At 68.0% G+C, this 22,514-nt stretch carries 24 protein-coding genes and 3 pseudogenes; 16 read left to right on the top strand and 11 right to left on the bottom strand.

The features are described from left to right. Positions 1 to 504 precede the first annotated feature (504 nt). From ACZ5K7_RS34495 to ACZ5K7_RS34485, 3 genes are all read left to right on the top strand, one after another. Positions 505 to 1,305, top strand: a complete 801-nt coding sequence (locus ACZ5K7_RS34495) for a maleylpyruvate isomerase family mycothiol-dependent enzyme (protein WP_468919701.1) — start codon at positions 505 to 507, stop codon at positions 1,303 to 1,305. A 432-nt stretch (positions 1,306 to 1,737) separates the two neighbouring features. Further along, entirely contained in the window at positions 1,738 to 2,250 is a 513-nt protein-coding gene (locus ACZ5K7_RS34490; protein WP_468919698.1) for a transposase, read from the top strand. Positions 2,251 to 2,401: 151 nt separating this feature from the next. Further along, positions 2,402 to 2,527: a hypothetical protein gene (locus ACZ5K7_RS34485; protein ID WP_468919747.1), complete on the top strand. Its 126-nt coding sequence runs from the start codon at positions 2,402 to 2,404 to the stop codon at positions 2,525 to 2,527. Here the strand turns inward: ACZ5K7_RS34485 and ACZ5K7_RS34480 are convergent. The 3 genes and pseudogenes from ACZ5K7_RS34480 to ACZ5K7_RS34470 form a co-directional block, all read right to left on the bottom strand. Next, a pseudogene (locus tag ACZ5K7_RS34480) lies at positions 2,484 to 3,015 on the bottom strand (hypothetical protein). The gene ACZ5K7_RS34485 and the pseudogene ACZ5K7_RS34480 sit on opposite strands and share 44 nt — an antisense overlap. A 290-nt stretch (positions 3,016 to 3,305) precedes the next feature. Continuing rightward, positions 3,306 to 4,790: a UDP-N-acetylmuramoyl-L-alanyl-D-glutamate--2,6-diaminopimelate ligase gene (locus ACZ5K7_RS34475; RefSeq protein WP_468919695.1), complete on the bottom strand. Its 1,485-nt coding sequence runs from the start codon at positions 4,788 to 4,790 to the stop codon at positions 3,306 to 3,308. Between the two features lie 321 nt (positions 4,791 to 5,111). Beyond that, positions 5,112 to 5,384 carry a hypothetical protein gene (locus ACZ5K7_RS34470; protein ID WP_468919692.1) on the bottom strand — a complete coding sequence of 91 codons (273 nt, stop codon included), beginning with the start codon at positions 5,382 to 5,384 and terminating at the stop codon, positions 5,112 to 5,114. A 178-nt stretch (positions 5,385 to 5,562) separates the two neighbouring features. On the opposite strand from ACZ5K7_RS34470, the gene ACZ5K7_RS34465 reads away from it, so the two are divergent. After that, entirely contained in the window at positions 5,563 to 6,036 is a 474-nt protein-coding gene (locus ACZ5K7_RS34465; RefSeq protein ID WP_468919689.1) for a hypothetical protein, read from the top strand. A gap of 443 nt (positions 6,037 to 6,479) precedes the next feature. On the opposite strand, the gene ACZ5K7_RS34460 is transcribed toward ACZ5K7_RS34465, so the two are convergent. From ACZ5K7_RS34460 to ACZ5K7_RS34450, 3 genes are all read right to left on the bottom strand, one after another. Further along, complete coding sequence (locus ACZ5K7_RS34460; protein ID WP_468919687.1) at positions 6,480 to 6,968, bottom strand: GNAT family N-acetyltransferase; 489 nt, start codon at positions 6,966 to 6,968, stop codon at positions 6,480 to 6,482. 737 nt (positions 6,969 to 7,705) lie between these two features. Beyond that, entirely contained in the window at positions 7,706 to 8,329 is a 624-nt protein-coding gene (locus ACZ5K7_RS34455; protein ID WP_468919684.1) for an NADPH-dependent F420 reductase, read from the bottom strand. 33 nt (positions 8,330 to 8,362) lie between these two features. Next, positions 8,363 to 9,097, bottom strand: a complete 735-nt coding sequence (locus tag ACZ5K7_RS34450) for an SDR family NAD(P)-dependent oxidoreductase (protein WP_351713939.1) — start codon at positions 9,095 to 9,097, stop codon at positions 8,363 to 8,365. 144 nt (positions 9,098 to 9,241) lie between these two features. Here ACZ5K7_RS34450 and ACZ5K7_RS34445 point away from each other — a divergent pair, with 144 nt between their 5' ends. Further along, complete coding sequence (locus ACZ5K7_RS34445; protein ID WP_468919682.1) at positions 9,242 to 9,853, top strand: TetR/AcrR family transcriptional regulator; 612 nt, start codon at positions 9,242 to 9,244, stop codon at positions 9,851 to 9,853. A 720-nt stretch (positions 9,854 to 10,573) separates the two neighbouring features. Here ACZ5K7_RS34445 and ACZ5K7_RS34440 read toward each other — a convergent pair. Further along, complete coding sequence (locus tag ACZ5K7_RS34440) at positions 10,574 to 11,485, bottom strand: LysR family transcriptional regulator (RefSeq protein WP_468919679.1); 912 nt, start codon at positions 11,483 to 11,485, stop codon at positions 10,574 to 10,576. A 179-nt stretch (positions 11,486 to 11,664) separates the two neighbouring features. Between ACZ5K7_RS34440 and ACZ5K7_RS34435 the strand changes: the two genes are divergently transcribed. From ACZ5K7_RS34435 to ACZ5K7_RS34425, 3 genes are all read left to right on the top strand, one after another. Beyond that, complete coding sequence (locus ACZ5K7_RS34435; RefSeq protein ID WP_468919676.1) at positions 11,665 to 12,297, top strand: NADPH-dependent F420 reductase; 633 nt, start codon at positions 11,665 to 11,667, stop codon at positions 12,295 to 12,297. Positions 12,298 to 12,389: 92 nt separating this feature from the next. Continuing rightward, complete coding sequence (locus ACZ5K7_RS34430; protein ID WP_468919673.1) at positions 12,390 to 13,328, top strand: SDR family oxidoreductase; 939 nt, start codon at positions 12,390 to 12,392, stop codon at positions 13,326 to 13,328. 78 nt (positions 13,329 to 13,406) lie between these two features. Then, complete coding sequence (locus ACZ5K7_RS34425; RefSeq protein WP_351713943.1) at positions 13,407 to 14,066, top strand: NADPH-dependent F420 reductase; 660 nt, start codon at positions 13,407 to 13,409, stop codon at positions 14,064 to 14,066. Positions 14,067 to 14,200: 134 nt separating this feature from the next. Here the strand turns inward: ACZ5K7_RS34425 and ACZ5K7_RS34420 are convergent, their stop codons facing one another. The 4 genes and pseudogenes from ACZ5K7_RS34420 to ACZ5K7_RS34405 all read right to left on the bottom strand — a co-directional run bounded on the left by ACZ5K7_RS34420 (position 14,201) and on the right by ACZ5K7_RS34405 (position 17,294). Next, positions 14,201 to 14,890, bottom strand: a complete 690-nt coding sequence (locus ACZ5K7_RS34420) for a hypothetical protein (protein WP_468919670.1) — start codon at positions 14,888 to 14,890, stop codon at positions 14,201 to 14,203. Positions 14,891 to 15,073: 183 nt separating this feature from the next. Continuing rightward, a pseudogene (locus tag ACZ5K7_RS34415) lies at positions 15,074 to 15,442 on the bottom strand (IS701 family transposase); the annotation flags it as partial. 179 nt (positions 15,443 to 15,621) lie between these two features. Beyond that, positions 15,622 to 16,545: an NADP-dependent oxidoreductase gene (locus tag ACZ5K7_RS34410; RefSeq protein WP_468919668.1), complete on the bottom strand. Its 924-nt coding sequence runs from the start codon at positions 16,543 to 16,545 to the stop codon at positions 15,622 to 15,624. A 215-nt stretch (positions 16,546 to 16,760) separates the two neighbouring features. Then, positions 16,761 to 17,294: a MarR family winged helix-turn-helix transcriptional regulator gene (locus tag ACZ5K7_RS34405; RefSeq protein WP_468919665.1), complete on the bottom strand. Its 534-nt coding sequence runs from the start codon at positions 17,292 to 17,294 to the stop codon at positions 16,761 to 16,763. Between the two features lie 179 nt (positions 17,295 to 17,473). On the opposite strand from ACZ5K7_RS34405, the gene ACZ5K7_RS34400 reads away from it, so the two are divergent. The 8 genes and pseudogenes from ACZ5K7_RS34400 (at position 17,474) to ACZ5K7_RS34365 (ending at position 22,501) form a co-directional block, all read left to right on the top strand. Beyond that, a complete protein-coding gene (locus ACZ5K7_RS34400) occupies positions 17,474 to 18,049 on the top strand; it encodes an NADPH-dependent FMN reductase (protein ID WP_468919662.1) in 576 nt (191 codons plus the stop codon). Positions 18,050 to 18,088: 39 nt separating this feature from the next. Continuing rightward, positions 18,089 to 18,607 carry a YceI family protein gene (locus ACZ5K7_RS34395; RefSeq protein ID WP_468919659.1) on the top strand — a complete coding sequence of 173 codons (519 nt, stop codon included), beginning with the start codon at positions 18,089 to 18,091 and terminating at the stop codon, positions 18,605 to 18,607. Positions 18,608 to 18,639: 32 nt separating this feature from the next. Beyond that, on the top strand, positions 18,640 to 19,068 hold the full coding sequence (locus ACZ5K7_RS34390) for a nitroreductase family deazaflavin-dependent oxidoreductase (protein WP_468919656.1): 429 nt from the start codon (positions 18,640 to 18,642) through the stop codon (positions 19,066 to 19,068). A 154-nt stretch (positions 19,069 to 19,222) separates the two neighbouring features. Further along, positions 19,223 to 20,137, top strand: a pseudogene (locus tag ACZ5K7_RS34385) (IS5 family transposase). A 213-nt stretch (positions 20,138 to 20,350) separates the two neighbouring features. Continuing rightward, positions 20,351 to 20,728, top strand: coding sequence for a tyrosine-type recombinase/integrase (locus ACZ5K7_RS34380; protein WP_468919653.1), 378 nt, complete (start codon positions 20,351 to 20,353; stop codon positions 20,726 to 20,728). Between the two features lie 129 nt (positions 20,729 to 20,857). Beyond that, positions 20,858 to 21,184, top strand: a complete 327-nt coding sequence (locus ACZ5K7_RS34375; RefSeq protein ID WP_468919649.1) for a helix-turn-helix domain-containing protein — start codon at positions 20,858 to 20,860, stop codon at positions 21,182 to 21,184. A gap of 428 nt (positions 21,185 to 21,612) precedes the next feature. Next, entirely contained in the window at positions 21,613 to 21,843 is a 231-nt protein-coding gene (locus tag ACZ5K7_RS34370; RefSeq protein WP_468919646.1) for a hypothetical protein, read from the top strand. Positions 21,844 to 21,934: 91 nt separating this feature from the next. Then, positions 21,935 to 22,501 (top strand): hypothetical protein, encoded by a 567-nt coding sequence (locus ACZ5K7_RS34365; protein ID WP_468919644.1) that lies wholly within the window; start codon positions 21,935 to 21,937, stop codon positions 22,499 to 22,501. Positions 22,502 to 22,514 lie beyond the last annotated feature (13 nt).

The following is a 22,514-nucleotide window of genomic DNA, read 5'->3' as shown; positions in this document are numbered from 1 at the left end:
ACCAGCCCATGAACCGAAACCCTCAAAACCCGCACCAGGAACGCCACACGGGTCCAAAAACCGCCGCCCCACCACCCGCAACAACGTCAGCAACACCACCACACAACCCCAGAACATCACCAAGCGCCACAGCCCCAAAGGCCAAAAAACAAGCTAAGAGGTTGTTGTCTTTCCGGGCTTGAGGAGTACTGGTCGAACGGGAGTCACCTGAACTCCCAACCCGACCGGTCCTCCCCCGCCGTCGTCACCTCCGCATCCATCACATCGAGCGGCAGCATGACCGCGCGCACCGGGTGGACGTCACGTCGCCGAGGTGCCAGGCCGCGCGGCGAGGCCAGAGCGCCCACAGGCACGACGCCTGGCGTACCGCCACCACCAGCGTCCTCGCAGCAGTGCGCAGCTTGTCACCCGAGCGGTGGGAGGCGAGGACGTCCGCAATGGCCAACCGGCGGCCACTGTGAAAATCGCTGTCCGATCACCGGAGCACGGTGATAGACATCCGGCGTGGAAAAGAATCTTGAGTTCCCCGACCTGTTGCGACTGATCGATGAACGGTCGACCGCCTTCCGCGCCGTGGTCGCCGCCGTGCCCGGTCTCGACGCACCGGTGCCGACCTGCCCCGGGTGGACGCTGTTCGATCTGGTGAAGCACCTGGGCGGGGGAGACCGCTTCTGGGCCGCCATCGTCGGCGCGGGGGCCGCCGACGCGCCCCCGGCCGAGGCCGTCGCCGCGCGCGCCGCGCTGGAAGTGCCGCAGGAGCGTGAGGCCCTGCTGGCCTGGCTGGACGCGTCGACGCACCTCCTGCTGGACGCCCTGCGCGCGGCGGGACCGGAGAGCAGTTGCTGGACGTGGTGGCCCGCGTCGCAGTCACCGCAGACCGCCGGCGGCACCGCCCGGCACCGGGTCCAGGAGACCGCGGTGCACACCTACGACGCCCAGCTCGCCGGAGGCGCCCCGCAGCCGCTGCCGGTCGAGCTGGCACTCGACGGTGTGGAGGAGTTCCTGTTCACCGTCTGCGCAACGCCGAGTGCCTGGCCGCACAAGCCCACGGCTTTCGACTTCCACGCCGCCGAGGGCCGCTCCTGGCGCCTCACCGTCGACGGCGACGGCGCACGCACCACCCGCATCCCCGCGCCCACCGCCGCGACCGGCGAGGACTCGGACGCAGCCGGCGCCTCCGTCCACGGCACGGCCAGTGAGCTGGTCCTCTACCTGTACGACCGGATCCAGGCCGACTCCTTGCACGTTGACGGAGACGCAGGGCTGCTCGACCTGCTCCGCGCCTGGGAGCCGGAGGAGAAGTAGGACGTAGCGGGGGCGGTTGGCCGCGCCTCGGGCCGGTAGGACACGACTCTTCGCCAGGTTCGTCAGTCGCGACACCGGGCTCAAACCCGCGAGGCGGTCTCGGGGCGTCACCAAGCCGACCGTCTACCTGGAGGGCAGTGCGAATTTGACCGTCCCAGCGATCACGAGTAGCGACGCGACTGCCGTCGTCCCGATCTCGTCGAGAAGTCAGTCGATCGGGTGACTGCGGCGGCTGCCGTGCATGAGAGCAGGGCCTCTTGGTAGCTCGAAGGGTGTCGAAGCCAACGTGCGGTCCAGGAGGCCCTGTTGTCGCATTTCTACGGCAACGCGGGAGTGGGGTCCGCTTCGGCCACTCTCGCGTGTGACTGTCTGGCTCACAGGTTCGGGAACGCCAGAGACCCCGGGGCGCACGAGCGTCGGTATCCCACCGACATGTCGGACGCCGAGTGGGCGGTGGTCCGGCCACTGCTGCCGGCGCCGGGCTGGCTGCGGGGCCGGGGCGGGCAACCGGAGGCTTATTGCCACCGCGCGATGCTGGACGCGATCCGCTACCTGATCGACAACGGCACGAAGTGGCGGGCCACGCCTGCCGACTTCCTACCGTGGGACCGGGTCTACGCGTTCTTCCGCCGCTGGCGCGACAATGCCCTGGTCAAGCAGTTCCACGACCGGTTGCGCGCGAGGGCCCGCAAGGAACTGGGGCGGGACGCACAGCCGACGGTCGGGGTGATCGACTCGCAGTCCGTCAAGGCGGACGCCGTCGTCGGCGCGGACAGCCGGAGCTTCGACGGCGGCAAGCTGATCAACGGCCGCAAGCGGCACGTCGTGGTCGACACCCTCGGCCTTCTGCTGGGCGCGATGGTCACCGCCGCGGACACCGGCGACCGCATCGCCGCTCAGGTCCGCTCAGGCAGGTCGCCGACGCCCACCACCTGCTGGAACTGACCTGGGCCGACGACGGCTACACCGGCAACCTCGTCGAGTACTGCCTGGCCACGTTCGCCCTGGTCCTGGCGATCGTCAAGCGCAGCGCCGACCGACGAGGGTTCGTGGTCTGCCCAAACGGTGGATCGTCGAACGTCTCTTCGCCCACCTGATGCGAGGCCGCCGCCTGGTGCGCGACTTCGAGCGCCGCACCACCAGCGCCGTGGCGATGGTCTACTGGTCGATGACCCTGCTCATGACCCGCCGCTTGGCCCGGTCACACCTGCCGCGAGGATGAACCGGCCCGGCTGCTGCTCAGCCAGCCACGGGCCACCAGACGTTTCGCCTCGACCGCAGTGCCTCAACCTGGGCCGGCACCACGTCCATGCCGAACACGGCGGCCATCTCGTGGCAGGTCAGCGGCCCTTGATGGAGCCGGGCCCGGTCCGCGAGCGCCGTGAGGATGCGCTGGCAGTCCACCGACAGCACCGACCAGGCCAGCCCCTCACACCACACCGGAACCGGCGACTTCGGCTTCGCCGCATCCCCAGGCGCCGACTGCACCTCCGTATCCCGCGGATCCGCGGTGTCTTCCGCCTCGGCGGTGACACCGTCGTCCAGAGCCAGCACCGTATCGACCCGCCTGCGAGCGATCACCCACTCCCGCCATTCCAACTCGGCCGCAGCAAGCTCGGCCTGGATACGGTCGACCTCCTCCCGCAGCCCATCGACTCGACGCCGAGCGGCGAGCTCATGCTGTTCCACCAGTCCAACAACCGACGGCATACGCCACCTCCCGGAGAACGACGACCCGACAGGCCATCACTCCCACGGAACCACCACACCTATCCCCGACCAGCGGAAACGTGTCAATCACGTCCGGAAGGACAACAGCTTCTAAGCGCACAGGTCCTGCACGGTACGGTCCGGCCTCGGCTGCACGCTGCACAAACCGCCCGGCCCTCACAGCCGTCACCGACGGCGCAGCATCAGCCAGCAGGCCGGCGTCCGGAGCAGCTGTACGTCCCCGTGCCCGGCGCTGCGACCGGCGCCGGGCGTCAAGAAGGCCGGTACGCCTACCGCGTGGCGAGTTCGCGCACCGTTGCCATGTCGCTGAACGGCAGCAGTTCCTCGTTGACGATCTGGTAGGGCTCGCTGCCTTTGCCCGCGATCAGGACGACGTCGCCGTGCCCTGCGGCGGACAGGGCGAAGGAGATGGCGCGGCGGCGGTCGGTGAACCGCTCGAACGTGGTGCCGCTCGCGAGCAGGCCCGGGACGATCTGATCCATGATCGTCCCGGGGTCTTCATTCCGGGGATTGTCCGAAGTGAGAACGCACAGATCGGAGTAGGTGCCGGCGATCTCCCCCATGCGAGCCCGCTTGGTGACGTCCCGGTCCCCGCCGCAGCCGAAGACCGTCACGATTCGGCCGGAGGCGAAGCCGCGGATGGTGGTCAGCACCTTCTCCAGTGAGTCCGGGGAGTGCGCGTAGTCCACGATGACGGACGTTCCGTCCGGGGTCTCGTAGCGTTCGAACCGTCCCGGGATCGGGGGCATCTGTTCGAGTGCGGCGACCAGCCCAGCCAGATCGTGCCCGACGAGGTGGCAGGCTGCGACAGTGGCCAGTGCGTTGGAGACGGAGAAACGTCCGGGCACGGGAATCGCCGCCGGATACTTGTGGCCGGCGTGGTGCAGGGTGAAACGGGTACCGACCGCGTCCACGGCGAGGTCGGTCGCCCGGTAGTCCGCCTCCGCGTCGATGCCGTACGTGACGACCGCGTCGGGCATCATCGCCCCGATGCAGGCTCCGACCGGGTCGTCGACGTTGACCACCGCATGCCGGCACAGCCCCTGGAAAAGACGCAGTTTGGCGTCCCGGTAGTTCTCCATGGTGCCGTGGTCGTCCAGGTGATCCTGCGTCAGGTTGGTGAACACCCCTATGTCGATGAACGAGTGGTCGAGGCGGTGGGTCAGCAGGCCCATCGACGTGGCTTCGAGCGCCACGGTGCCGACACCGCGGTCGCGCATGTACCCGAGCAGATACTGGAAGTCCGGCGACTCCGGTGTGGTCAGGACCGATCTCGGCATCGGGATCAGTTCGTCGCCGATCCGGCTGCCGCCCGTCCCGATGACCCCCACCCTGGCGTGCTCGGCGATCCTCAGCACCGACTCCACCATGGAGGAAACCGACGTCTTCCCGTTGGTGCCCGTGACGGCCACCATCTTCATCTGCCGGCCTGGCTCCCCGTGGTAGCGGGAGGCGACGACCGCGGCTGCTTTGCGCGTGTCCGCGACGGCTACGACGCATACGCTGGCTGCCGACGCCCAGGTCGCGACCGGAAGTTGCGCCGCCGCGGAGTCGATGAGTATCGCCACCGCGCCGCGTGCGAGAGCCGGTCCGACGGACTCGGGGCCGCCCTCGCGATGACCGGGTACCGCGATGAACAGGGATCCAGGAGCAGCGCGGTGGGCGTCGAAGCAGATGCCTCCGGTGATCCGCGTCTCCGGATCGCCCTCGATGACTTCATGATCGTGCCCGGCGAGCAGCTCGCTCAACTTCACAGGGGTCCTCTCGAAGATGCACCGGCTGCCGGTCGTCCGGCGGTCGGCGCGCAGGCGGCGCCAGGGCACCAATGGATGACAAAGCAGGAAATTGTGGTGAGGACTGTCGCCGTGCGGTTGCAGAGGTAGGGAGGGGTGGCCGCGCAGAAAACGGCGCCTACAGAGGCGGAATGATCTCGGAAATGCCGAGAAATGCCCGGAATCGTTAGCCGTGGCCGTGCAACGCGCGACAGCAGATCGCCGGCGCGTTCACCGGGTCGACGGCCGTCGCGCATGCGACGGACGGGCACAGGGCATGAGCGGCCTGGAACAGGCACTCCCTCACTGCGCATGTGCGACCCATGTGTGGAGTGTACGTCCAGTCGCAGGGGCGACCGCCCACCGCCGCTCGTACGCCCGTCTGCGTTCCTGCTGCCGCGCTGACTCCGGCACCCGCGCCGCGAGAAACGCCCTGCGGTCGCGCAGCCGCACGCCCAGCGACTCGTGCAGCCGGATGACGTTGGTGTTGTACACAGAGGTGTGCAGGAAGGGCCTCTCGTCGGTGTACAGGAAGGGCCTGCCGTCGCGGGCACGGACGCCGACGCCGGGGGCCATCGCCAGGACCAGGCGGGCGGACGGGCGGCCAAGCCCTGCCCGCGGAAGGCCGGGGCGCTACAGACCGCACTGATCTCCGTAGCTGGAGCGGATCACGGCTCGCCACAGCGAACTGGACGCGCTCGCCGAGGAGCTGGCCAAGCAGCCGCAGCAGGTGCGGGCCGAGCGGGAGGAACTGGTGATCGCCGAACTGGTCCCGGTCCGGCCGGCCGAGCAGGACCGGGTCGCCGCGGCCTCCGCCCCGACTCTCGCTTGGGTGGCGGGGCAGGCGGTGCTGTTGGTCCCGCACCATAGCGAGACAGACCTCGCCGTCAGCGAACCAGGCGCGGCCGAAGGAGACGCGGCCACCGGTGAACTGAGCGGCGACGAAGTCGACCACCGCGGTGCCGGAGAATTCAGCGCCGGTGAAGAAGACCAGGCTGCTGGTGATCTCAGCGCCGCCGCAGGAGACCTCGCCGCGGTGAACCCAGCGCCGCCGAAGTCGGCCTTACCGCCGGTGAACCGAGCGCCGGTGAAGGTGACCGAGCCGCCGGTGAAATCCGAGAGCGAGAAATCTCCGCCGTCGAACGTGACACTGCTGAAGTCGAAGTCGTGCCTCTGCCAAGAGCGCGCATGTGAGGATGCGATGCCAGGCGGAGATGGTCGCGGATGATCCGGATGACAGTGTGCCGAACCTCCCGCAGGGCCAGGTGGGTGTGGAGGACAGCTGCGTCGCCTGCTGGGAGATCGCTCTCGACGGTATAGGGCCGGCCGAACACGCCGACCTCGACGATCTGTTGAAGGTTCAGCGGCTGCTCGGACACGCCAGCTCCACGATGCGGTCTCTGTGCTACATCCGGCGGACGAACCTGCTGGTTGCGAGGGCGATGGAGCCGTCTGGCAGAGCGGCAGGCGGTCTGATGCCCAGACGAGGAGAACGCAGGTCCCGGTAGGCGGCGAAGCCGCGTGAGAAGCACTGTCTGAACCTCTTTGCGCTGCTCACGGGGCTATGCAGCGGAACAGGTCTCTGTTTGCCGGTCGGATCGGCGTCCATCGACGCTGATCCGAACGGCGGGTGGCGGATCCTGGATCGTCTGTCTCAGTTTCTGTTGTGGCTCAGAGTGCGCGGTGCATGATGTGGAGCCCGACGTAGCCCTTCGAGGGGTGTCGGAAGCCTTCCGGCAACGTGCCAAGCACCTCGAAACCGATGGACCGATACAGTTTCACCGCATGCACGTTCGTCTCGACGACCGCATTGAACTGCATCGCCCGGAAGCCGGCCGCGCGCGCCCACTTCACCGTGTACTCACACAGTGCTCGGCCAACGCCCTGCCCAGAGTGCGCCGGGTCGACCATGTAGCTGGCGCTCGCAATGTGCGAGCCGTTGCCCATGTGGTTGTTGTTCATCTTTGCCGTGCCGAGGACCGTTCCGGCGTCGTCGACGGCGACGACCGTGCGGTTGGGGGCCGGCAGGAGCCACCAGTCGCGGCCCTGCTCCTCGCTGAGATCGATCGGATAGGTGAAGGTCTCACCAGCGGCAACGATCTTGTGGAAGAAGGGCCAAATGACAGGCCAGTCCTCGGTGTTGGCTTCCCTGATCAGCATGCGGACAGAATGTCGGCACGCGCCGTGGGACCACCAATGCTTTTCGCGCCCGGGGGCGCATCACCTTTTCCCAGGTCACGAGGTCATAGAGCTGGGTGCTGATCGGGTATGCCGTTCGGTTGAGCGCCGATGGACGCCGAAACGGACCACCACACCCCCGGCACAACCTCGGTCCGCCCCGTCGATCGCGACGACGACCAGACGCAGCCGGGGTACCCCGTCCCCGCCCATACGACCACCGTACGGCGAGCGATGCCTGCGGCCCAGCCGTCGCTTCGGGCGGATCCGCCCGAAGCGACGAGCTACTGACCTGCATTAACAGACCACTCGACTTGTCATGCAGGGACCTGACACAGGCACTGAGCGGGGCACGCAGGTGTCCCGGATCGGGACGCGTGAGCTGATCTGCAACAGTCCCAAAGCCACAGCCATGCGGCGCGTGATCCGCCCGGAGAACTATCGGTGCTCGCAGTTGGTCGTCCAGCTGGCGCACGCCACCGGGCTACGGCCTTGACGGACAGCCAGACCCAAACGCGCGTGACCAGGCTGCTCGCCGAGTTCACCGGCGGCTGCCCGGCGGCCCGGGGGCTGGAGGCGGCCGAAGCACGGCTGGACGGAGCGGTCATCGACCTGACGGAGTGATCTTCGCCTTCGAGAAGGACGTACAGGACGGCTGCCCCGCCGACTCGCCACGGCCTTACTTGGCGAGTCCTTCCGGTGATCCTTCAACCGTTAACTCAGACGGGAAGTTCGGTGATGCTGAGGGCGAAGTCCAAGTTGCCCACCCCGTGGTTGGCGAGGCCCACCGTGACCACGCCCGCTCCTTCCAGCCAGTGCGCCATTTTCAGGCCGCCGACGTCCAGCGGGCGCAGCCCGAGGGTCTCGATGAACGCCTCCACACCTGCCTTGGCCTGCGCATTGTCGCCGGCGATGAAGACGTCGGGACTGCCCTTCTCCAGGACTTGACGGAAGACGGTGTTGAACGCCTTCACCACGCTGGCGCTTGCCGGGGCGGCCTTGGCGGCTTCCTGCGCGATCGAGGTCTCCTCTCGGTGGGCCAGACCGTCGAACGTGGAGTTGAAGGGGTTGCTGATGTCGACGATGACCTTGCCCGCGAGAGCGTTTCCGTACTGGGCGACGACCGGCACGACACCGTCGTACAACAGGGCCACGATGACGATGTCCCCGGCCGGGGCGGTGCCCCATTCTCCCGTCGTGGTGCCGCCGCCGAGAGCCTTGGCCAGGTCGGCGGCCTTGGACTGATCGCGGCCCATGATCTGGACGGTGTTGCCGCCCGCTATCGCCCGCGTGCCGATGGTGCGGGCCATGTTCCCGGTGCCGATGATGCTGATGCTGCTCATGAAATGTCCTGCCCTGGTTGTGAGTTGTCCGGTTCAGATGGCGGTGGTGCCGCCGTCGGCGACAAGTTCCATGCCGTTGACGTAGCTGGAGTCGTCGGAGGCGAGGAAGAGGGCGGCGCTGGCGATCTCGTCGGGGCTGCCCATCCGGCCGCGGGGGATGAGGGACTCGAACTGGCGCTTGGTGGCCTCGTCGAAGAGTTCTGCCTGCTTGGCGGTGGCGACCTGGCCGGGGGTCAGGACGTTGACGCGGATGCGGCGGTCCTTGAGCTCGTTGAGCCAGACGCGTGCCCAGGCCTGCTGAACGGCCTTGCTGCCGGCGTAGACGCTCCAGCCGGGGAAGGCGCCGAGGGAGGCGTTCGAGCCGGTCATGAGGATGGAGCCGCCGTCGTTGAAGAGCGGCAGGGCCTTCTGGACGGTGAACAGGGTGCCGCGGGCGTTGAGCCCGAACCAGGTGTCGAACTGGGCCTCGGTGATCTCGCCGAGTGGAGCGGGCTCGCCGCCGCCGGCGCTGGCCCACAGCACGTCGAGGCTGCCCTTCTCCCGCTTGACGGTGTCGTACAGGCGGTCCAGGTCGTCCAGGTCGGCGGCGTCGCCCTGGACGCCGGTGACGTTGCGGCCGATCTGCTTCACGGCCTCGTCCAGGGCGTCCTGGCGGCGGCCGGTGATGAAGACGTGCGCTCCCTCCTCGACGAACAGCTTCGCGCCGGCCAGCGCCATGCCGGTGGTGCCGCCGGTGATGACCGCGACCTTGCCGTCAAGCTTTCCCATGGTTGCTCCCTGGGGTCGGTGGTGCCGTGCGCACCTGGGACGACGGTGTTATGTACACCGTCCTGTGTACGTACCGTACGGGGCGGGCCGTCGGGGCGCAAACTATGTACACCGGTCGTTACCCAACGGGGGTACCATGGAGCCATGACGGAGTTGGAGAAGGGCCCCACGGGCCGCCGCCGCGGCCGGGGCGCCCGCGAACGCATCCTCAGCGCGTCCCAGCAGCTGTTCCGCGAGCAGGGCATCAACCGCACCGGCATGGACCAGCTCTGCGCGGCGGCCGAGGTGTCCAAGCGCACGGCCTACCAGCACTTCACCGGCAAGGACGAACTCGTCGCCGAGTACCTGCGCCGGTTCGACCCCTCCGTTCTGTCCGACGTGTTCGACCGCACGGACCTCACGCCCCGCGAACGGCTCCTCGCCGCCTTCGACATCCCCCCCACCACTCCCCTGTGCCCCTACATCGCCGCCGCCGTCGAACTCCACGACCCCCAGCACCCCGCATCCCAGTACGCACGCGACTACAAGAAAGCCGTCGCCGCGCGGCTCGCCGACACCGCCCGTGAGGCCGGTGCCGCCGACCCTGAACAACTCGGCGAGCAGCTCGCGCTGCTCATCGACGGCGCCGCGGCCCGCACCCGGGTCCTCAACGCCGACGCCTTCCCCACCGCCGCCGCCATCGCCGCCGTCCTCATCGACAACGCCCTCCCCGCCACAGCCGGCGATGACCGACGACGGGAGGAAGTGTCGAGCTGACGTGGCACATCTCGGCCAGGCTGGACGCGCTACCGGTCACGCGGCTGCACCGGCTGGCACGCGATACCAGCCGCCCGGCACCTGGCATTGCCGGCTTTTGCGGAACTGGCCGCCCCGCCCGCCTGTTGAAGGCCGCAGCAGAAGCCGCCGGGGAGAATGGCGACCCTCGAAGGTTGCAGGAGTTCGAGGCCGTCGCCTCGGCCCAGGGCGCTGACGCGCCGCCGGTTCTAACAGACGGCTGATCACATACGTCCGTACGCGCTGGCGCATGAAGAACTCGTACGCAGCAGGCCGAGGTTCTGACGATGCGGGTGGCCCATCTCGGCCACGCCAGCCCGAAACGCAGGCCAACAGGCGGGCAACCAACACGTCCGGCCGGAACCCGCCGTCGGGTTCTGGATCCCAGGGACCGACTCCGACGCTACGAACGGCAGACCGTCGGTGAACGGCTCCGCTCCGACGGCAGGCGATCAGCGACGCGTCCGCAGCACGTACTTCCAGTCGGTCCCAGGTGCTTCCGGGCCCCCTCGGATCGATGCCGATCGCGGCGGCCCGGCGGGCGAGGGCGGCCTGCTGCTCCTCGGAGATGTCGAAGGTGGTGGCCTCCCAGGACCACTACCGGCCGAAAAACGGGACCGTCTCAGAGGTCAGCCGCAACAGCACCACTCCGTCAGGCCATCTCACTCTTCGGCGCATGATGAACGGGGTCAGTCGAACCGCTCAAGCGTGCCTTGTGACGGCGTCGCCTCCAAGCTGCCACATCTCGTAGTTCCCGCATTCTGCCGTGATCTCGGCCGTCGACTGAGCCGCAGTGACGAAGTCATCCACTACCAGCGAGGTGTGCGATGCCGCCACCGCGAGGCACACCTGGTCGGGCGCCAGTTCCGGGATGGGCACATAGACGACGTCTGGATGCGAGTAGAACACGGACGCCGAACGGGCCAGGTAGGAGATGCCCCGTCCGGCCGCGACATGCTCGAGCGTCTCGTCCACCCCACGCACCGGGTACCCGGCATCAGGGTGCGGGCGCTTGGTGGGCTGCGTGCTCGGGTCACCGTGCCAGACCAGCGGTTCGCCGGCCAGGTCGGCCTCGGTGACCTCCTTCTTGCCGGCAAACCGGTGTCCGGCGGGCAGTACCGCTATCCGCGGCTCGGTGTACAGCGGGGTGACGCGCAGGCCGGCCTCGTCGATGGGCAGCCGCACATAGCCGACGTCGATGCGGCCGTCGAGCAGCATCGCAGCCTGGTCGTCCCCTTCGATCCGCTGCAGGTCCACGACCACGTCCGGGTGCCGGTCCTCGAACGCACGGGCCGCCGGGGTGACGGCGATGCCGGCCCGGAAACCGACCATCAGCCGCCGCTTGCCGCCGGCGGCCGCGGACACCCTGCGGCGCACCGCGTGGGTTGAGGCGAGCAGCGGACCGGCGTCGGCCAGCAGTTGCCGGCCCGCGTCTGTCAGCTCTACTCCGTGGCGATCCCTGGTGAACAGCGAGGCACCGAGATCCTGCTCGAGCGCGCGGATCTGCCGACTGAGCACCGGCTGCGCGATATGCAGCTCATCGGCGGCGCGGCCGAAATGCAGCAGGTCGGCCACGGTGACGAAGTAACGCAGTTTGCGCAGATCCAGATCCATAAAACCCCCAGCCGGTGATACCTCCAGGGTATCACCACGGCTTCAATAGGTCTTGGACGGCGCTCAGACCTGATGGCAGCATGAAAAACAGGCGCTTAAGGGCGTCGAAGTGAATTCGGCACAAGAATTCGACACTGGAAGTCGACAGCAGGGTCCAAGCCCGGAAAGCAGGAACACCAATGAGCAGCATCAGCATTATCGGACTGGGAAACATGGCCCGTGCTTTGGCCGGCCGGGCGCTCGCCGGCGGTAACGCCGTCGAGATCATCGGCCGCGATCCGGCCAAGGCCAAGGAATTGGCCGCCACGCTCGGCGGCGCCACCGTCGGGACGGCCGGGGCCGCCCCGGCCGGGGACATCGTTGTCCTCGCCGCGCCGTATGCCGGCGCGGCGGCGGTGGTGAGGGAGTACGGGGACGCACTGCGCGGCAAGGTCATCGTCGACATCACCAACCCCGTATCCCCCGACCTGCAGGGCTTCGTCGTCCCCGACGACAGTTCCGGCGCACAGGAGATCGCCAAGGCGGCTCCCGACGACGCGCATGTCGTCAAGGCGTTCAACACCGTGTTCTCGCACGTTCTGGCGGCCGGCCCGGCCGAGGACCGCCCTCTGGACGTGTTCATCGCCGGCGACGACGCGCAGGCGAAGGCGCGCGTGTCGGCGTTCGTCGAGAGCCTGGGGCTGCGCCCCTGGGACACCGGGGCGCTGTTCATGGCGCGGGCACTGGAGAACGTCGGCTTGCTGGAGCTGGGCCTCATGAACCACTCCGTGAAACACGCCAATTTCTCCCTCGGTATCACCCTTCTCGGCTGAGCAAACCCCGTAACACTATCTCTCGTGCCGCATTACGCCAATTCACTTATGGCACGAAAAGACCCTGCACCTACCCTCACAAGGACAGTCAGATGCGCGTATTCGTCGCCGGGGGGACCGGCCATTCCGGTTCGTACATCATCCCTGAACTCATCTCCGCCGGGCACGAGGTCACCGGCCTGGCCCGGTCGGACGCTTCCGCGGCGGCCCTGTCCGCGCTCGGCGCGAAGGTGCGTCGCGGCGACCTTCAGGATCTCGACGGGCTCAAGGAGGCAGCCTCGGACTCCGACGGCGTCATCCACGTCGCCCACAGGCAGGACCTGCTGCCGTCCGGCGGGATGGACGCCGTGGCCGCCGCGGAGGTCCCGATCATGCTCGCGTACGGCGAGGCACTCGCGGGAACCGGAAAGCCGTTGGTCGCCGCGGGGAGCATTGGCTCACCCGGGCAGCACCTGGGCCGGCCAGCCACCGAGGAGGACCCGGCCCTCCCCGCCGGCGAGGAGCACAAGGGCACCCTGCGGGTCCGCAACGTCGTGGAAAGGGCCGTTGTCGACCTCGCCGATCAGGGGGTGCGGTCTTCGGTCGTGCGGATCGCCAACATCGCGCACGGCACGACCGATCGTGCCGGCTTCCTCCCCACGCTGATCGCGCTCGCGAAGGAAAAGGGGTTCGTCGGTTACCCCGGGGACGGCGCGAACCTGTGGAACGCCGTGCACATCAGCGATGCCGCCACCTTGTTCCGCCTGGCGCTGGAGAGGGGGCCGGCCGGCAAGTACTGGCACGCGGTCGAGGACGGGGGCATCCCGTTCCGCGAGATCGCCGAGGCCATTGCCGGTCGCCTGGGCCTGCCCGCCGTGAGCGTTCCCAACGATGTCCTGATGACGCCGGGGTACTTCGGGTTCCTCGCGAATATCGTCACGCAGAGCTACCCGGCGTCCAACCTCATCACCCGCCGGACCCTCGGCTGGGAACCCGCCCAGGCCGGCCTGCTCGCCGACATGGACAACGGCCATTACTTCCCCGTCGGCTGACGGCAGGAACCCGGATCGTAACGAGCTCGACAGCCGGCAAGTTCGGCTCTTCTGAAGGACGTTGAGATTATGACGACTGTGGGATTCATCGGAAACGGAAGCCTCGGCAGGACCCTCGCGCGACTCGCTGTCGAGGCCGGGCACCAGGTGGTGCTCAGCAATTCGCGCGGTCCCGAAACGCTCGCGGACACGGCCGCGGAACTGGGACCGCAAGCGTCCGCGGCGACAAGCGAAGAGGCCGCGGCGGCCGGTGACATCGTCGTGGTCACGGTGCCGGTCAGCGCCTTCCCCCACGTGCCGGCCGCGCGACTGGCCGGGAAGACTGTCATCGACACCTGCAACTACGGCCCCGAGCGTGACGGGCACATCCCCGAACTCGACAACAAGTCCCTCACTTCAAGCGAGTTGCTTCTGCGGTACGTCCCGGACGCCCTGCTCGTAAAGGCGTTCAACAACATCTTCTTCAAGCACCTGCTGTCACTCGCCCGCCCGGTAGGAGCGGCCGACCGCTCCTACCTGCCGATCGCCGGGGACTCCGCATCGGCGAAGGTGGCGGTGACCGAATTCATCGACTCCATCGGCTACGGCGTGGTAGACGCGGGAACGCTGGCCGACAGCTGGCGGCAGGCGACAGGCACGCCGGTGTGGGGAACACCGTACGGGCCGTACTCGAACGAGAAGGGCCAGCCGGTCAGCGAGGACGCCATCCGCGCGGCACTGGCCACCGCAACGCGGTAACCGTCAATTGTCGCGGACCGTGATGTGGTCCGGCCTGCCATGCCCCCGCCCGGTGGATACCGGGCGGGGGCATATGTCGCACGCGGAGGCGTCGAATCCGGCGACGGGTTGCCCGTGCATCTCGTCGCGCGGAGTCAGTTCGACGTCGCCGAGTCAGGTCGCGGACTGCCACCTGGGCAGCAACCTGCCCGCGAAGGTTCGTGTTGGCCTCCTTGAGCTGGTGGTTCTCGATCTCCCGGACCTGGACCGATCCGGGCCAGGAGCTGCGCCTGGCTACGCAGATCGTCGCGTTCGGCGCGGATGCGGGTCAGGTCCTGCTGCTTGTCCGCGCGGACTCGGGCGGACTCGGGCACCTCCTCGAGGAAGGGGACGCGGCCCCTGCCGGAGTACAGCGGGGCGCCGACCAGCAGGCGCACCATGGCGTCGATGATGGCTCTGATCTCTGCGGCGTCCTCGGTGCCGCCGTGCCCCTGGGCGTGAGCGAGAGTCTCGCCGACGCCAGCGGCGATGCGCTCGCCTGCCTCGGTGAGCGTCTCGGCCAAGGCCAGGCCCTTCTCCTGGTCCACGACGTCCAGCATGTCTGCTTGGGAGCGGCCTGCGTAGGACTCGGACATGGCGGTGGCGGCGTATCCGTACTGCACTGCCAGGGCGATCCGACCGCCGGGCCGGCGGTAGATGAACCAAGCGATGGTGTCGCGAAAGCGGCGCAGGGCAACGGCGCCGTCAGGGTCGTCCGGGATCAGCTCGTACGGCCGGTCGTGTCGTGCGGCCGGCCGTGATCCACCGCCAGCTGGTAGGCCCAGGTAGTGGAAGCGCGGATCCATTCCACGACGGTGCCGGAAGACAGCCCCATGCGAGGCATGCAGGTCCCCTTCGCGTGCCGGCAGAGAGTGCGGGTGAACAGCTGCTCGCCGGCTTCAAGTTCTTCGACGACGGCGATGGCACGCGCGACGGATTCCAGCACAATCCACGGGTCCGCTCGCTCCTCGCCTTCTCCGATCGCGTTGCCACGCGGCGAGGAGACCTGCAGCGATGCAGCGGCGGGCCATGGCCTTGGCCGGCTCGCCCTTCGTCACGAAGACGCGTTCGTCGGGGATCTTCGCCGCCTGGCACCGCTCACGGTCTTCGGTCCAGGACGTGGGCAGGTAGAGCTCACGGTCGACCAGGGGCCGTCCTGAGTCGGTGGCGTAGGTCGCGAAGACACCGATCTGGCAGTTGTCGATCTTTCCGGAGGTACCGGTGTACGGCCGGGACACCCCGGCCGACGTGGTGCCTTTCTTGATCAACCCGGTGTCATCGATGATCAGCACCCCGCCTGGGCGTAGCTGCTCGCCGACGTACTCCCGCACATCGTCCCGGACGGCATCGGCATCCCAGCAGGCGCCCCGTTAGGCAGCTGCTGCAGCCCGGCAGGGCCGCGCGAGGACCGACTCCAACTCCGCCGCCCAGCCCTCGACTTCAGCGGCCCCCTCCACAACCAGACAACGAGAAGAACCAGCTCAGGACACGATTTCCCACTGGAGTACTGAAGACAGTCCGTTAAGTGGTACCGCTACTAGGGTTTGAGGACGATCTTGCCGTGGGTGTGGCGGCGTTCGAGCTCGGTGTAGGCCTCGCGGACCTGCGTGAGCGGGTAGATGCCGGCGATCGGCACCTCGATCCGTCCGTCGGCGATCAGTTCGGCCAGCTCGGCGAGGACCTGGGCGCCCGGCCCTGCTTCCGCTCCTCCGTCGGTTTTCACCCCGTGCTTCGCGGCGGCCGCGAAATCGGCGATGGTGTCGATCCGCTCGTTCGCGACGCCGAGGGCGAGGGCCAGGTCGACGTAGCCGTTGCCGTGGGTGTCGATAAAGGCGTCCACACCGCTGGGCGCGGCGGCCCTGATCCGGTCCGCGACGCCGTCACCGTACGCGACGGGTATCACACCATGACTGCTCAGCCACTTGTGGTTGCTCTCGCTCGCCAGGCCGATGACGGTGGCCCCAGTGCGGCGGGCGAGCTGGACGGCGAGCGAGCCGACGCCGCCTGCGGCTCCGGAGATGACGACGGTCTCGCCTTCTTTGGGATCGACCGAACGGACCGCGCCCCATGCGGTCACGCCGACGACGTACAGACTGCCGGCCACCTCCCATGAGACGTTCTCCGGCTTGCGGGTGAGGTCGCCGGCTTCGACCAGGACCAGTTCGGCCTGGGAAGCGCGCTTGTTGCTGAACCCGATCACCTCCTCGCCGGGCGAGTATCCGTCGACCTCGGCACCGACCTCCTCGATGATCCCGGCGAGGTCGCTGCCCTGCCCGGACGGGAACGTCGACGGGAAGATATGTGCCACCGCCCCGGTGCGGATGGCCGCTTCGCTGGGGTTGATGCCGGCCGCTTTGACCCGCACGAGGACCTGCCCGTCGCCGGGAACCGGGCGCTCGACCTCGTCGACGCGCAGAACGTCGATCCCGCCGAACCCGTCGTACCTGACCGCTTTTGGCATGATCTATACCTCTCCTCGACAAAGCCCCGCATTTTGTTGCCATGTAAACAACTTTGTTGCCACGCTACGCCGCAAGAGAGTTACATGTCAACAAAACTAGAAGGGTCGTCGGGAGAAACCGGCCAGCGGTATGTACCGACAGTCCGGGCCCGCCGGTGACACCGGGCGGGCTGGAGGGTGTGCGACGTCAGGGGCGTGCCGGCTGTGACACTGCCTCAGCGTGTCGACTCGGCCATGCCACCCTCCGCGCAGGTGCCGTCGGCCTCGTCCGGGCCGCTCAACCCGCCGAGGCGGTGCTGCGCATTGAAGTGGTTGTCGATGGCCTCGGTGATGCCGATGAGGGCGTCGAGTTGTTCCGGGGACAGTACGTCGGCGAAGCAGTGGCGGATGCCCTCCACCCAGGCCGGCCAGGCGGCGTCGAACGCGGCGAGCCCCGCGTCGGTCATCACGATGTCGTAGCCGCGGGCATCGCCTTCGCTCGGTGCGCGCTTGACCGTGCCGCGGGTCTCCATCCGGGAGATCTGTCGCGAGAGGCGGCTTCGCTCCCAGTGCAGCGCAGTGGCCATGTCGCGGGCGCGCTGCCTGCGCTCCGGGATTCTGGAGAGCCTGAGCAGGACCACGAAGTCCGCCTCGGTCAGCCCGAAGTCACGGGCCAGTCGTCGGGCAAGCACCTCGTTGACCTCGATGCGCATGCGCTGGAACCCGATCCAGGCCCGGGTTTCCCGCTCGTTCAGTCGCTCCTGCTCCATGCAGTCGAGCCTACCTAGCTTGTCGGCACGTACGGCCGGCCGGTTTCGTCCACTCCCAAGAGCTCCCCGGTTTTGTTGACATGTAACCCTTCGCGACATAGCGTGGGCTGCAGTGTTGTTTACATGGAAACAAACGTCTGGCGGCGGCGTCAGACCGTTCCGGCAGAGAGGTTTCCGACATGACCAAGATCGGCATAATCCTGGGCAGCACCCGTCCCAACCGCAACGGCGAGCAGGTCGCCAAGTGGGTCTACGACGTCGCCTCGCGACGCGGCGACGCCGAGTACGAGCTGGTGGACCTGCGCGACTACCCGCTGCCGCACCTCGACGAGCCGATGTCGGCGGCCTGGGGCCCTAACTACCAGCACGACCACACCAAGCAGTGGTCAGAGAAGATCGCCTCGTTCGACGGCTTCGTGATCGTCACCCCCGAGTACAACCACTCGACCTCCGGCGTGCTGAAGAACGCGATCGACTACCTGTACCGGGAGTGGAACGACAAGGCCGTCGGCTTTGTCTCCTACGGCGGCGTGGGCGGCGCCCGCGCGGCCGAGCACCTGCGGCTGATCGCCGGCGAACTGCAGATGGCCGACGTGCGCCAGCAGGTCACCATCTCGCTGCGGACCGAGTTCGAGAACTTCAGCGTGTTCAAGCCCGGCGAGTACACCGAGAACGACTTGACCGTCCTGCTCGACCAGGTCACAGCCTGGAGCAACGCCCTGGCCCCGCTGCGTGCCGCAGCTTCGGCAGCCTGACCCGACTCGCATCCCCAGCCCTCGAAAAGGAACTTCCCGATGTCCACCCCTACCGTCATCGCAACCGGCACATACACGTTGGACACCACCCGATCGACGATCAGCGTGAGCCACAAGGCCATGTGGGGTCTGGCAACCGTCCAAGGCACTTTCGTCGCGCAGTCCGGCGGGGCCGAGGTCCACGACGACGAGTCCGCCAGCGGCAACGTCACCATCGGCGCGGCGTCCCTGGACACCGCCAACGCCAAGCGGGACGAGCACCTACGCTCCGACCGTTTCTTCGACACCGCGCACCACCCGACGATCTCCGTGGCCGTGCGCGGCGCAACGCTCGGAGCGGACGGCAAGACCGTCTCCATCGACGCCCAGCTCACCATCCGCGGCGTCACCCGTCCGCAGACACTGACCGCGACCATCACCGAGACCACACCCGACGCCGTGACGCTCAGCACCCGGTTCGAGGTGGACCGCACCGCGTACGGCCTGTCCTGGAACTGGGCCGGCATGCTGCGCGGACCCGCCGTCTTGACGGCCACCCTGCGCTTCACCCGATCCTGACGACCAACGACCGACGACAACAGGAGTTCGACATGAGCGAGGCACTGGACTGGAACACGAAGACCATCACGGAGTTCCGGGCGAACGAGGGCAAGGTCGGCGGGGTCTTCGAAGGCGCTCCGATCGTCCTCTTGCACCACCGCGGCCGCAAGAGCCGACGAGAGTACGTCAGTCCGGTGATGTATCTGCCGCACGAGACCGAGCCGGACATCATCTACGTCTTCGCGACCAGTGGCGGAGCGCCCGCCAATCCGGATTGGTACTACAACTTGGCGGAGGCCGGTGCCTGCACCGTCGAACGCGGAACCGAGACCTACCAGGTGACCGTCCGCGATCTGGCCGGCGATGAACGCGACCGTGTCTACGCCGAACAGGCACGGCGCTACCCGGGCTTCGCCGAGTACGCACGCCAGACGGCCGGAGTGCGCACGATCCCTGTTCTCGAACTCAGCCGGGCGTAGCCCGCACCCCGAGTACGGATTCCCGGGACACCCCGCAGCAGGTTCATCCGCCCTTGCGCCGGGATCGGGGGCTGTCGTACTAGGGACCGTCTTCAGCCGTGATCAAACTCTGATTGCGGCCCCGGCAGGGATGCAGGTCCGGTGGGACGCTGGTGTGACGCGTCCGCAACTCACTGACGAGGAGCGGGAGTTCATCGAGCCGTTGCTGCCGGTACGCGGGTTCGGCCCGCATCCCGAGCGGTTTGGTGCCTGGCAGACGGTCTACAACCGGTTCGTGCGATGGCGGGACGTGAGCGTCTTCCAGGTTCTGTTGGAAGACGCGATCGCCGAGGCCGCCCGCGGGAGCGAGATCGACATGTCCCTGTCCAGCGTGGACTCCACCACCATGCGGGCTCATCACGATGCGGTTGGCTTGCGGGGCAGCGAGGAGATCCTGCCCGCACTTGAAGAGGCGGCGGCCTCACAAAAAAAAGGGGGAGCGTCCGGGGAACACAACGGGCAGGACGAAAGCGAGCCGCTCCGTGCCGAGCAGGGACGCATCCGTCTGAGACGGCGGCCCCGGCTGAAGGCCGCGCTGCTCGGCCGGTCCCCATGGCGGGCTCACCAGCGAGATACACCTGGCCGCCGATCGGCGCTGCCGGCCGATGGCGCCGGCCCTGACCGCCGGGCAGGCCGCCGACAGTCCTCAGTTCATCCCTGTCCTGAAGAAGGTGCGGGTCCGCCTGCCCGTCGGCCGTCCCCACCCCGGCCCGCCGCCGTGACCGGCGACAAGGCCTACTCCTCCCGCGCCAGCCGCGCTCACCTGCGCGAGCGCCGCAGAAGGGCGGTCATCCTGGAGAAGAAGGACCAGGCCGCCAACCGCAGGGAGAAGGGCAGCCGGGGCGGCCGGCCTCTCACCCACGACACCGCCCTCTGCCGCGACCGCAACACAGTCGAGCGGGCCGTCAACAAGATGAAGGACTGGAGAGGCATCGCCACCCGATACGACAAGACACCCGAGAGCTGCCTCGCCGGACTCCCTCTCCGCGCAGCGACCATCTGGATCAGCAGCCTCCTGAAAGCCTGCTGACCACGACTAAAGACCGTCCCTAGTGCCGCGAGCCACCGACCCTGTCGGGACCGCCCTGCCGACTGCCCCGCTGATGGGTTGGTTCAGGACGGGCCGGGCTGGTCCGCGGTGTCCGTGAGCAGGGGGGCGAATTGGTGGTGTCCGAGGTAGGTGGCTCGGTTGATGATGTCGCGAGGCAGTTCCTGGTGTTGGCTGCGGCGCAACGAGACGCGGATGCTGGATGTCGCCGACTTCGGCCGTAACCCCGAGGGGACGAAGTTCGGCAAGTACGGCGTCTGCTACGTCCGCCACGGCAAGGCCAAGAAGGGCTCACCCCCCAAACGCCGCAGCGTACTGACGGTATGGGAGTGGTCCGCCGAGATCCTCGACCAGTGGACGAGTGAAGTGCGGCCCGCCATGCGCCACACGGACGGATCCGCGCTGTGGCCGTCCGAGCGCGGACAGCGGGTCGGCCTGCAACGGCTGGACTCCCGCTTCGCCGCCTACCGCGACGACCTCGGCCTGGACCCGGTCCTGGACTTTCACTCGCTACGAAGGTCCTACGTCACCCACCTGATCGAAGGTGGCTGGGACGCCCTATTTGTCCAGTAGCAAGCCGGCCACGACCATGCCAGCACGACGTCGATCTACACCTGAGTCTCCTCCGACTTCCGCACCCGCGCTGCGGCGGGCGCTGGACGCCACGGTCGAGGCCGCGCTCAAACCCGTCAGGAGGGCGTGATGAAACGCCAGGTCAGCTACCAGTGGCGGCTGCGGGAGCGGATGGCCGCCGCCGGTATGTTCACGACCAGCGAGCTGGCCCCGCCGCTGGCCGAGTGGGGCATCAACCTGTCGCTCTCCCAGGTCCACCGGCTGGTCACCGGTACCCCCGAGCGGCTGTCGCTGCCGGTGCTGGCCGCACTCTGCGACATCTTCGAGTGCACCTCGGCCGACCTGATCGCCACCAAGGCAGAGAACGCTGCCATCCGCAAGGTCGCCACTGGCGACGCGGTCGTCGACCTGTCGGCGGTCCGTCCCAAGCGCGCCCGGATCCGGCCCGACGGGTGAGCCGCACCCGAGTGCCGGCGAGCGCGCGGTTCTGCGGCCGGGCGGTGCGGCCCGAGACAAACCACTGGCCTGAGGGCTACATCTGCCAAAGCTGCATGACCAGAGCCCTGGAGGCCTACGGAACATGCGTCGGCTGTGGCGTCGATCGGCTCACCCTGTTGGGCGACGTTGAAAATGCCGCCGGCGCGGCACTGAGCGTGCCGATGAGCGAAAGCGAGATCGCCCTGCCGGGGTGGTCCCGGCAGGGCGATCGTCGGCGAGGTGCCGGTTGGGTCGGCAAGGTGCCAGGCAGTGGCGTCGTGGGAGTGCCAAGATCGTGACCGTCATTGACCAGCAGACCGAGAGAGTTAGGTTCAGCTATGTCCCGATGGATAGTGGTTGTCACCCCCGTTGGAGGGGTCGCCCCTGAAGTCTCCAGCGTTCGCACCTTGGCCGAATTTGAAGGCAGTGCGGAGGAGGCAATGACGGAGTTCGCGAAGCGCGTGAACACCTATGACTGTGACGTCACGAAGGTCAAGCGGCGCGAGGTGTTCCGATGCTCGGACCGGTCCTACTTTGTTCGGGTCAACGGGCGCCTCTCTCAGTTCGAGTACTTCTTCCAGCTTGCCGAGTTGGTCGCCGACACGAAGTCACCGGACCTTCCTGACACGATCAGTTAGCAGCGGCGTTGACTCTGTTCTCGCAGCCACTCAGTCGAGGACTTCGGTGACGGCCCATGCCTTCCTGCGATGGGCGATGCGGTCCAACCGCATGCCCACAATCATTCCGCACCGCTCCACCAGCAACCCAACCCCGCTCGCTCAGCACCAACGGCTCACCCTGCTACGGCAGGCCGTCAACCGCAGCGACACCCCACTCCAGGACCGCGTGGCCGCCACGCTCGTCCTCCTCTACGCGCAACCGCTCACCCGGATCGCACGGCTCACCACCGACGATATCCTCCGTGAGGACGGCGAGGTCCAGATCCGGCTCGGTGACCCAGCGTCGCCCGTCCCTGAACCCTTCGCCGGCATGCTGCTGGACTACCGGGGCCAGCGGCCGAACACCATGACCGCAACCAATCCGGGCGCCCCATGGCTCTTCTCAGGCCGACGGGCCGGACAACCCACGACCTCGGATAGCGTCGAAACTCGCCTCCGCGACCTGGGCTTCCCCACTCAGCGAGGACGCACCCCGGCGATCCGCCACCTCCTGCTCCAGGCCCCTGCCCCCGTGGTCGCCCGCATGCTCGGCTACCGCGACGACACCACCGCCCAACTCGCCGCCGAGGCCGGAGGAACCTGGAAACGCCATGCCCCCGGAGATCACGCACGGTGACCCGCGCTCAGCG

The sequence above is a fragment of the Streptomyces sp. NPDC031497 genome (assembly GCF_055580905.1).
The sequence above is the reverse complement of the archived record's forward strand: the minus strand, read 5'-3'. Positions and strand labels throughout refer to the sequence as shown.

Bases quoted from the DNA above. Each gene is read 5' to 3' on its own strand.
- ACZ5K7_RS34490 (WP_468919698.1), top strand. From the start codon at position 1,738: ATGTCGGACGCCGAGTGGGCGGTGGTCCGGCCACTGCTGCCGGCGCCG.
- ACZ5K7_RS34485 (WP_468919747.1), top strand. From the start codon at position 2,402: ATGCGAGGCCGCCGCCTGGTGCGCGACTTCGAGCGCCGCACCACCAGC.
- ACZ5K7_RS34470 (WP_468919692.1), bottom strand. From the start codon at position 5,384: ATGGCCCCCGGCGTCGGCGTCCGTGCCCGCGACGGCAGGCCCTTCCTG.
- ACZ5K7_RS34460 (WP_468919687.1), bottom strand. From the start codon at position 6,968: ATGCTGATCAGGGAAGCCAACACCGAGGACTGGCCTGTCATTTGGCCC.
- ACZ5K7_RS34455 (WP_468919684.1), bottom strand. From the start codon at position 8,329: ATGAGCAGCATCAGCATCATCGGCACCGGGAACATGGCCCGCACCATC.
- ACZ5K7_RS34450 (WP_351713939.1), bottom strand. From the start codon at position 9,097: ATGGGAAAGCTTGACGGCAAGGTCGCGGTCATCACCGGCGGCACCACC.
- ACZ5K7_RS34445 (WP_468919682.1), top strand. From the start codon at position 9,242: ATGACGGAGTTGGAGAAGGGCCCCACGGGCCGCCGCCGCGGCCGGGGC.
- ACZ5K7_RS34440 (WP_468919679.1), bottom strand. From the start codon at position 11,485: ATGGATCTGGATCTGCGCAAACTGCGTTACTTCGTCACCGTGGCCGAC.
- ACZ5K7_RS34435 (WP_468919676.1), top strand. From the start codon at position 11,665: ATGAGCAGCATCAGCATTATCGGACTGGGAAACATGGCCCGTGCTTTG.
- ACZ5K7_RS34430 (WP_468919673.1), top strand. From the start codon at position 12,390: ATGCGCGTATTCGTCGCCGGGGGGACCGGCCATTCCGGTTCGTACATC.
- ACZ5K7_RS34420 (WP_468919670.1), bottom strand. From the start codon at position 14,890: ATGGATCCGCGCTTCCACTACCTGGGCCTACCAGCTGGCGGTGGATCA.
- ACZ5K7_RS34410 (WP_468919668.1), bottom strand. From the start codon at position 16,545: ATGCCAAAAGCGGTCAGGTACGACGGGTTCGGCGGGATCGACGTTCTG.
- ACZ5K7_RS34405 (WP_468919665.1), bottom strand. From the start codon at position 17,294: ATGGAGCAGGAGCGACTGAACGAGCGGGAAACCCGGGCCTGGATCGGG.
- ACZ5K7_RS34400 (WP_468919662.1), top strand. From the start codon at position 17,474: ATGACCAAGATCGGCATAATCCTGGGCAGCACCCGTCCCAACCGCAAC.
- ACZ5K7_RS34395 (WP_468919659.1), top strand. From the start codon at position 18,089: ATGTCCACCCCTACCGTCATCGCAACCGGCACATACACGTTGGACACC.
- ACZ5K7_RS34390 (WP_468919656.1), top strand. From the start codon at position 18,640: ATGAGCGAGGCACTGGACTGGAACACGAAGACCATCACGGAGTTCCGG.
- ACZ5K7_RS34380 (WP_468919653.1), top strand. From the start codon at position 20,351: ATGCTGGATGTCGCCGACTTCGGCCGTAACCCCGAGGGGACGAAGTTC.
- ACZ5K7_RS34375 (WP_468919649.1), top strand. From the start codon at position 20,858: ATGAAACGCCAGGTCAGCTACCAGTGGCGGCTGCGGGAGCGGATGGCC.
- ACZ5K7_RS34365 (WP_468919644.1), top strand. From the start codon at position 21,935: ATGCCCACAATCATTCCGCACCGCTCCACCAGCAACCCAACCCCGCTC.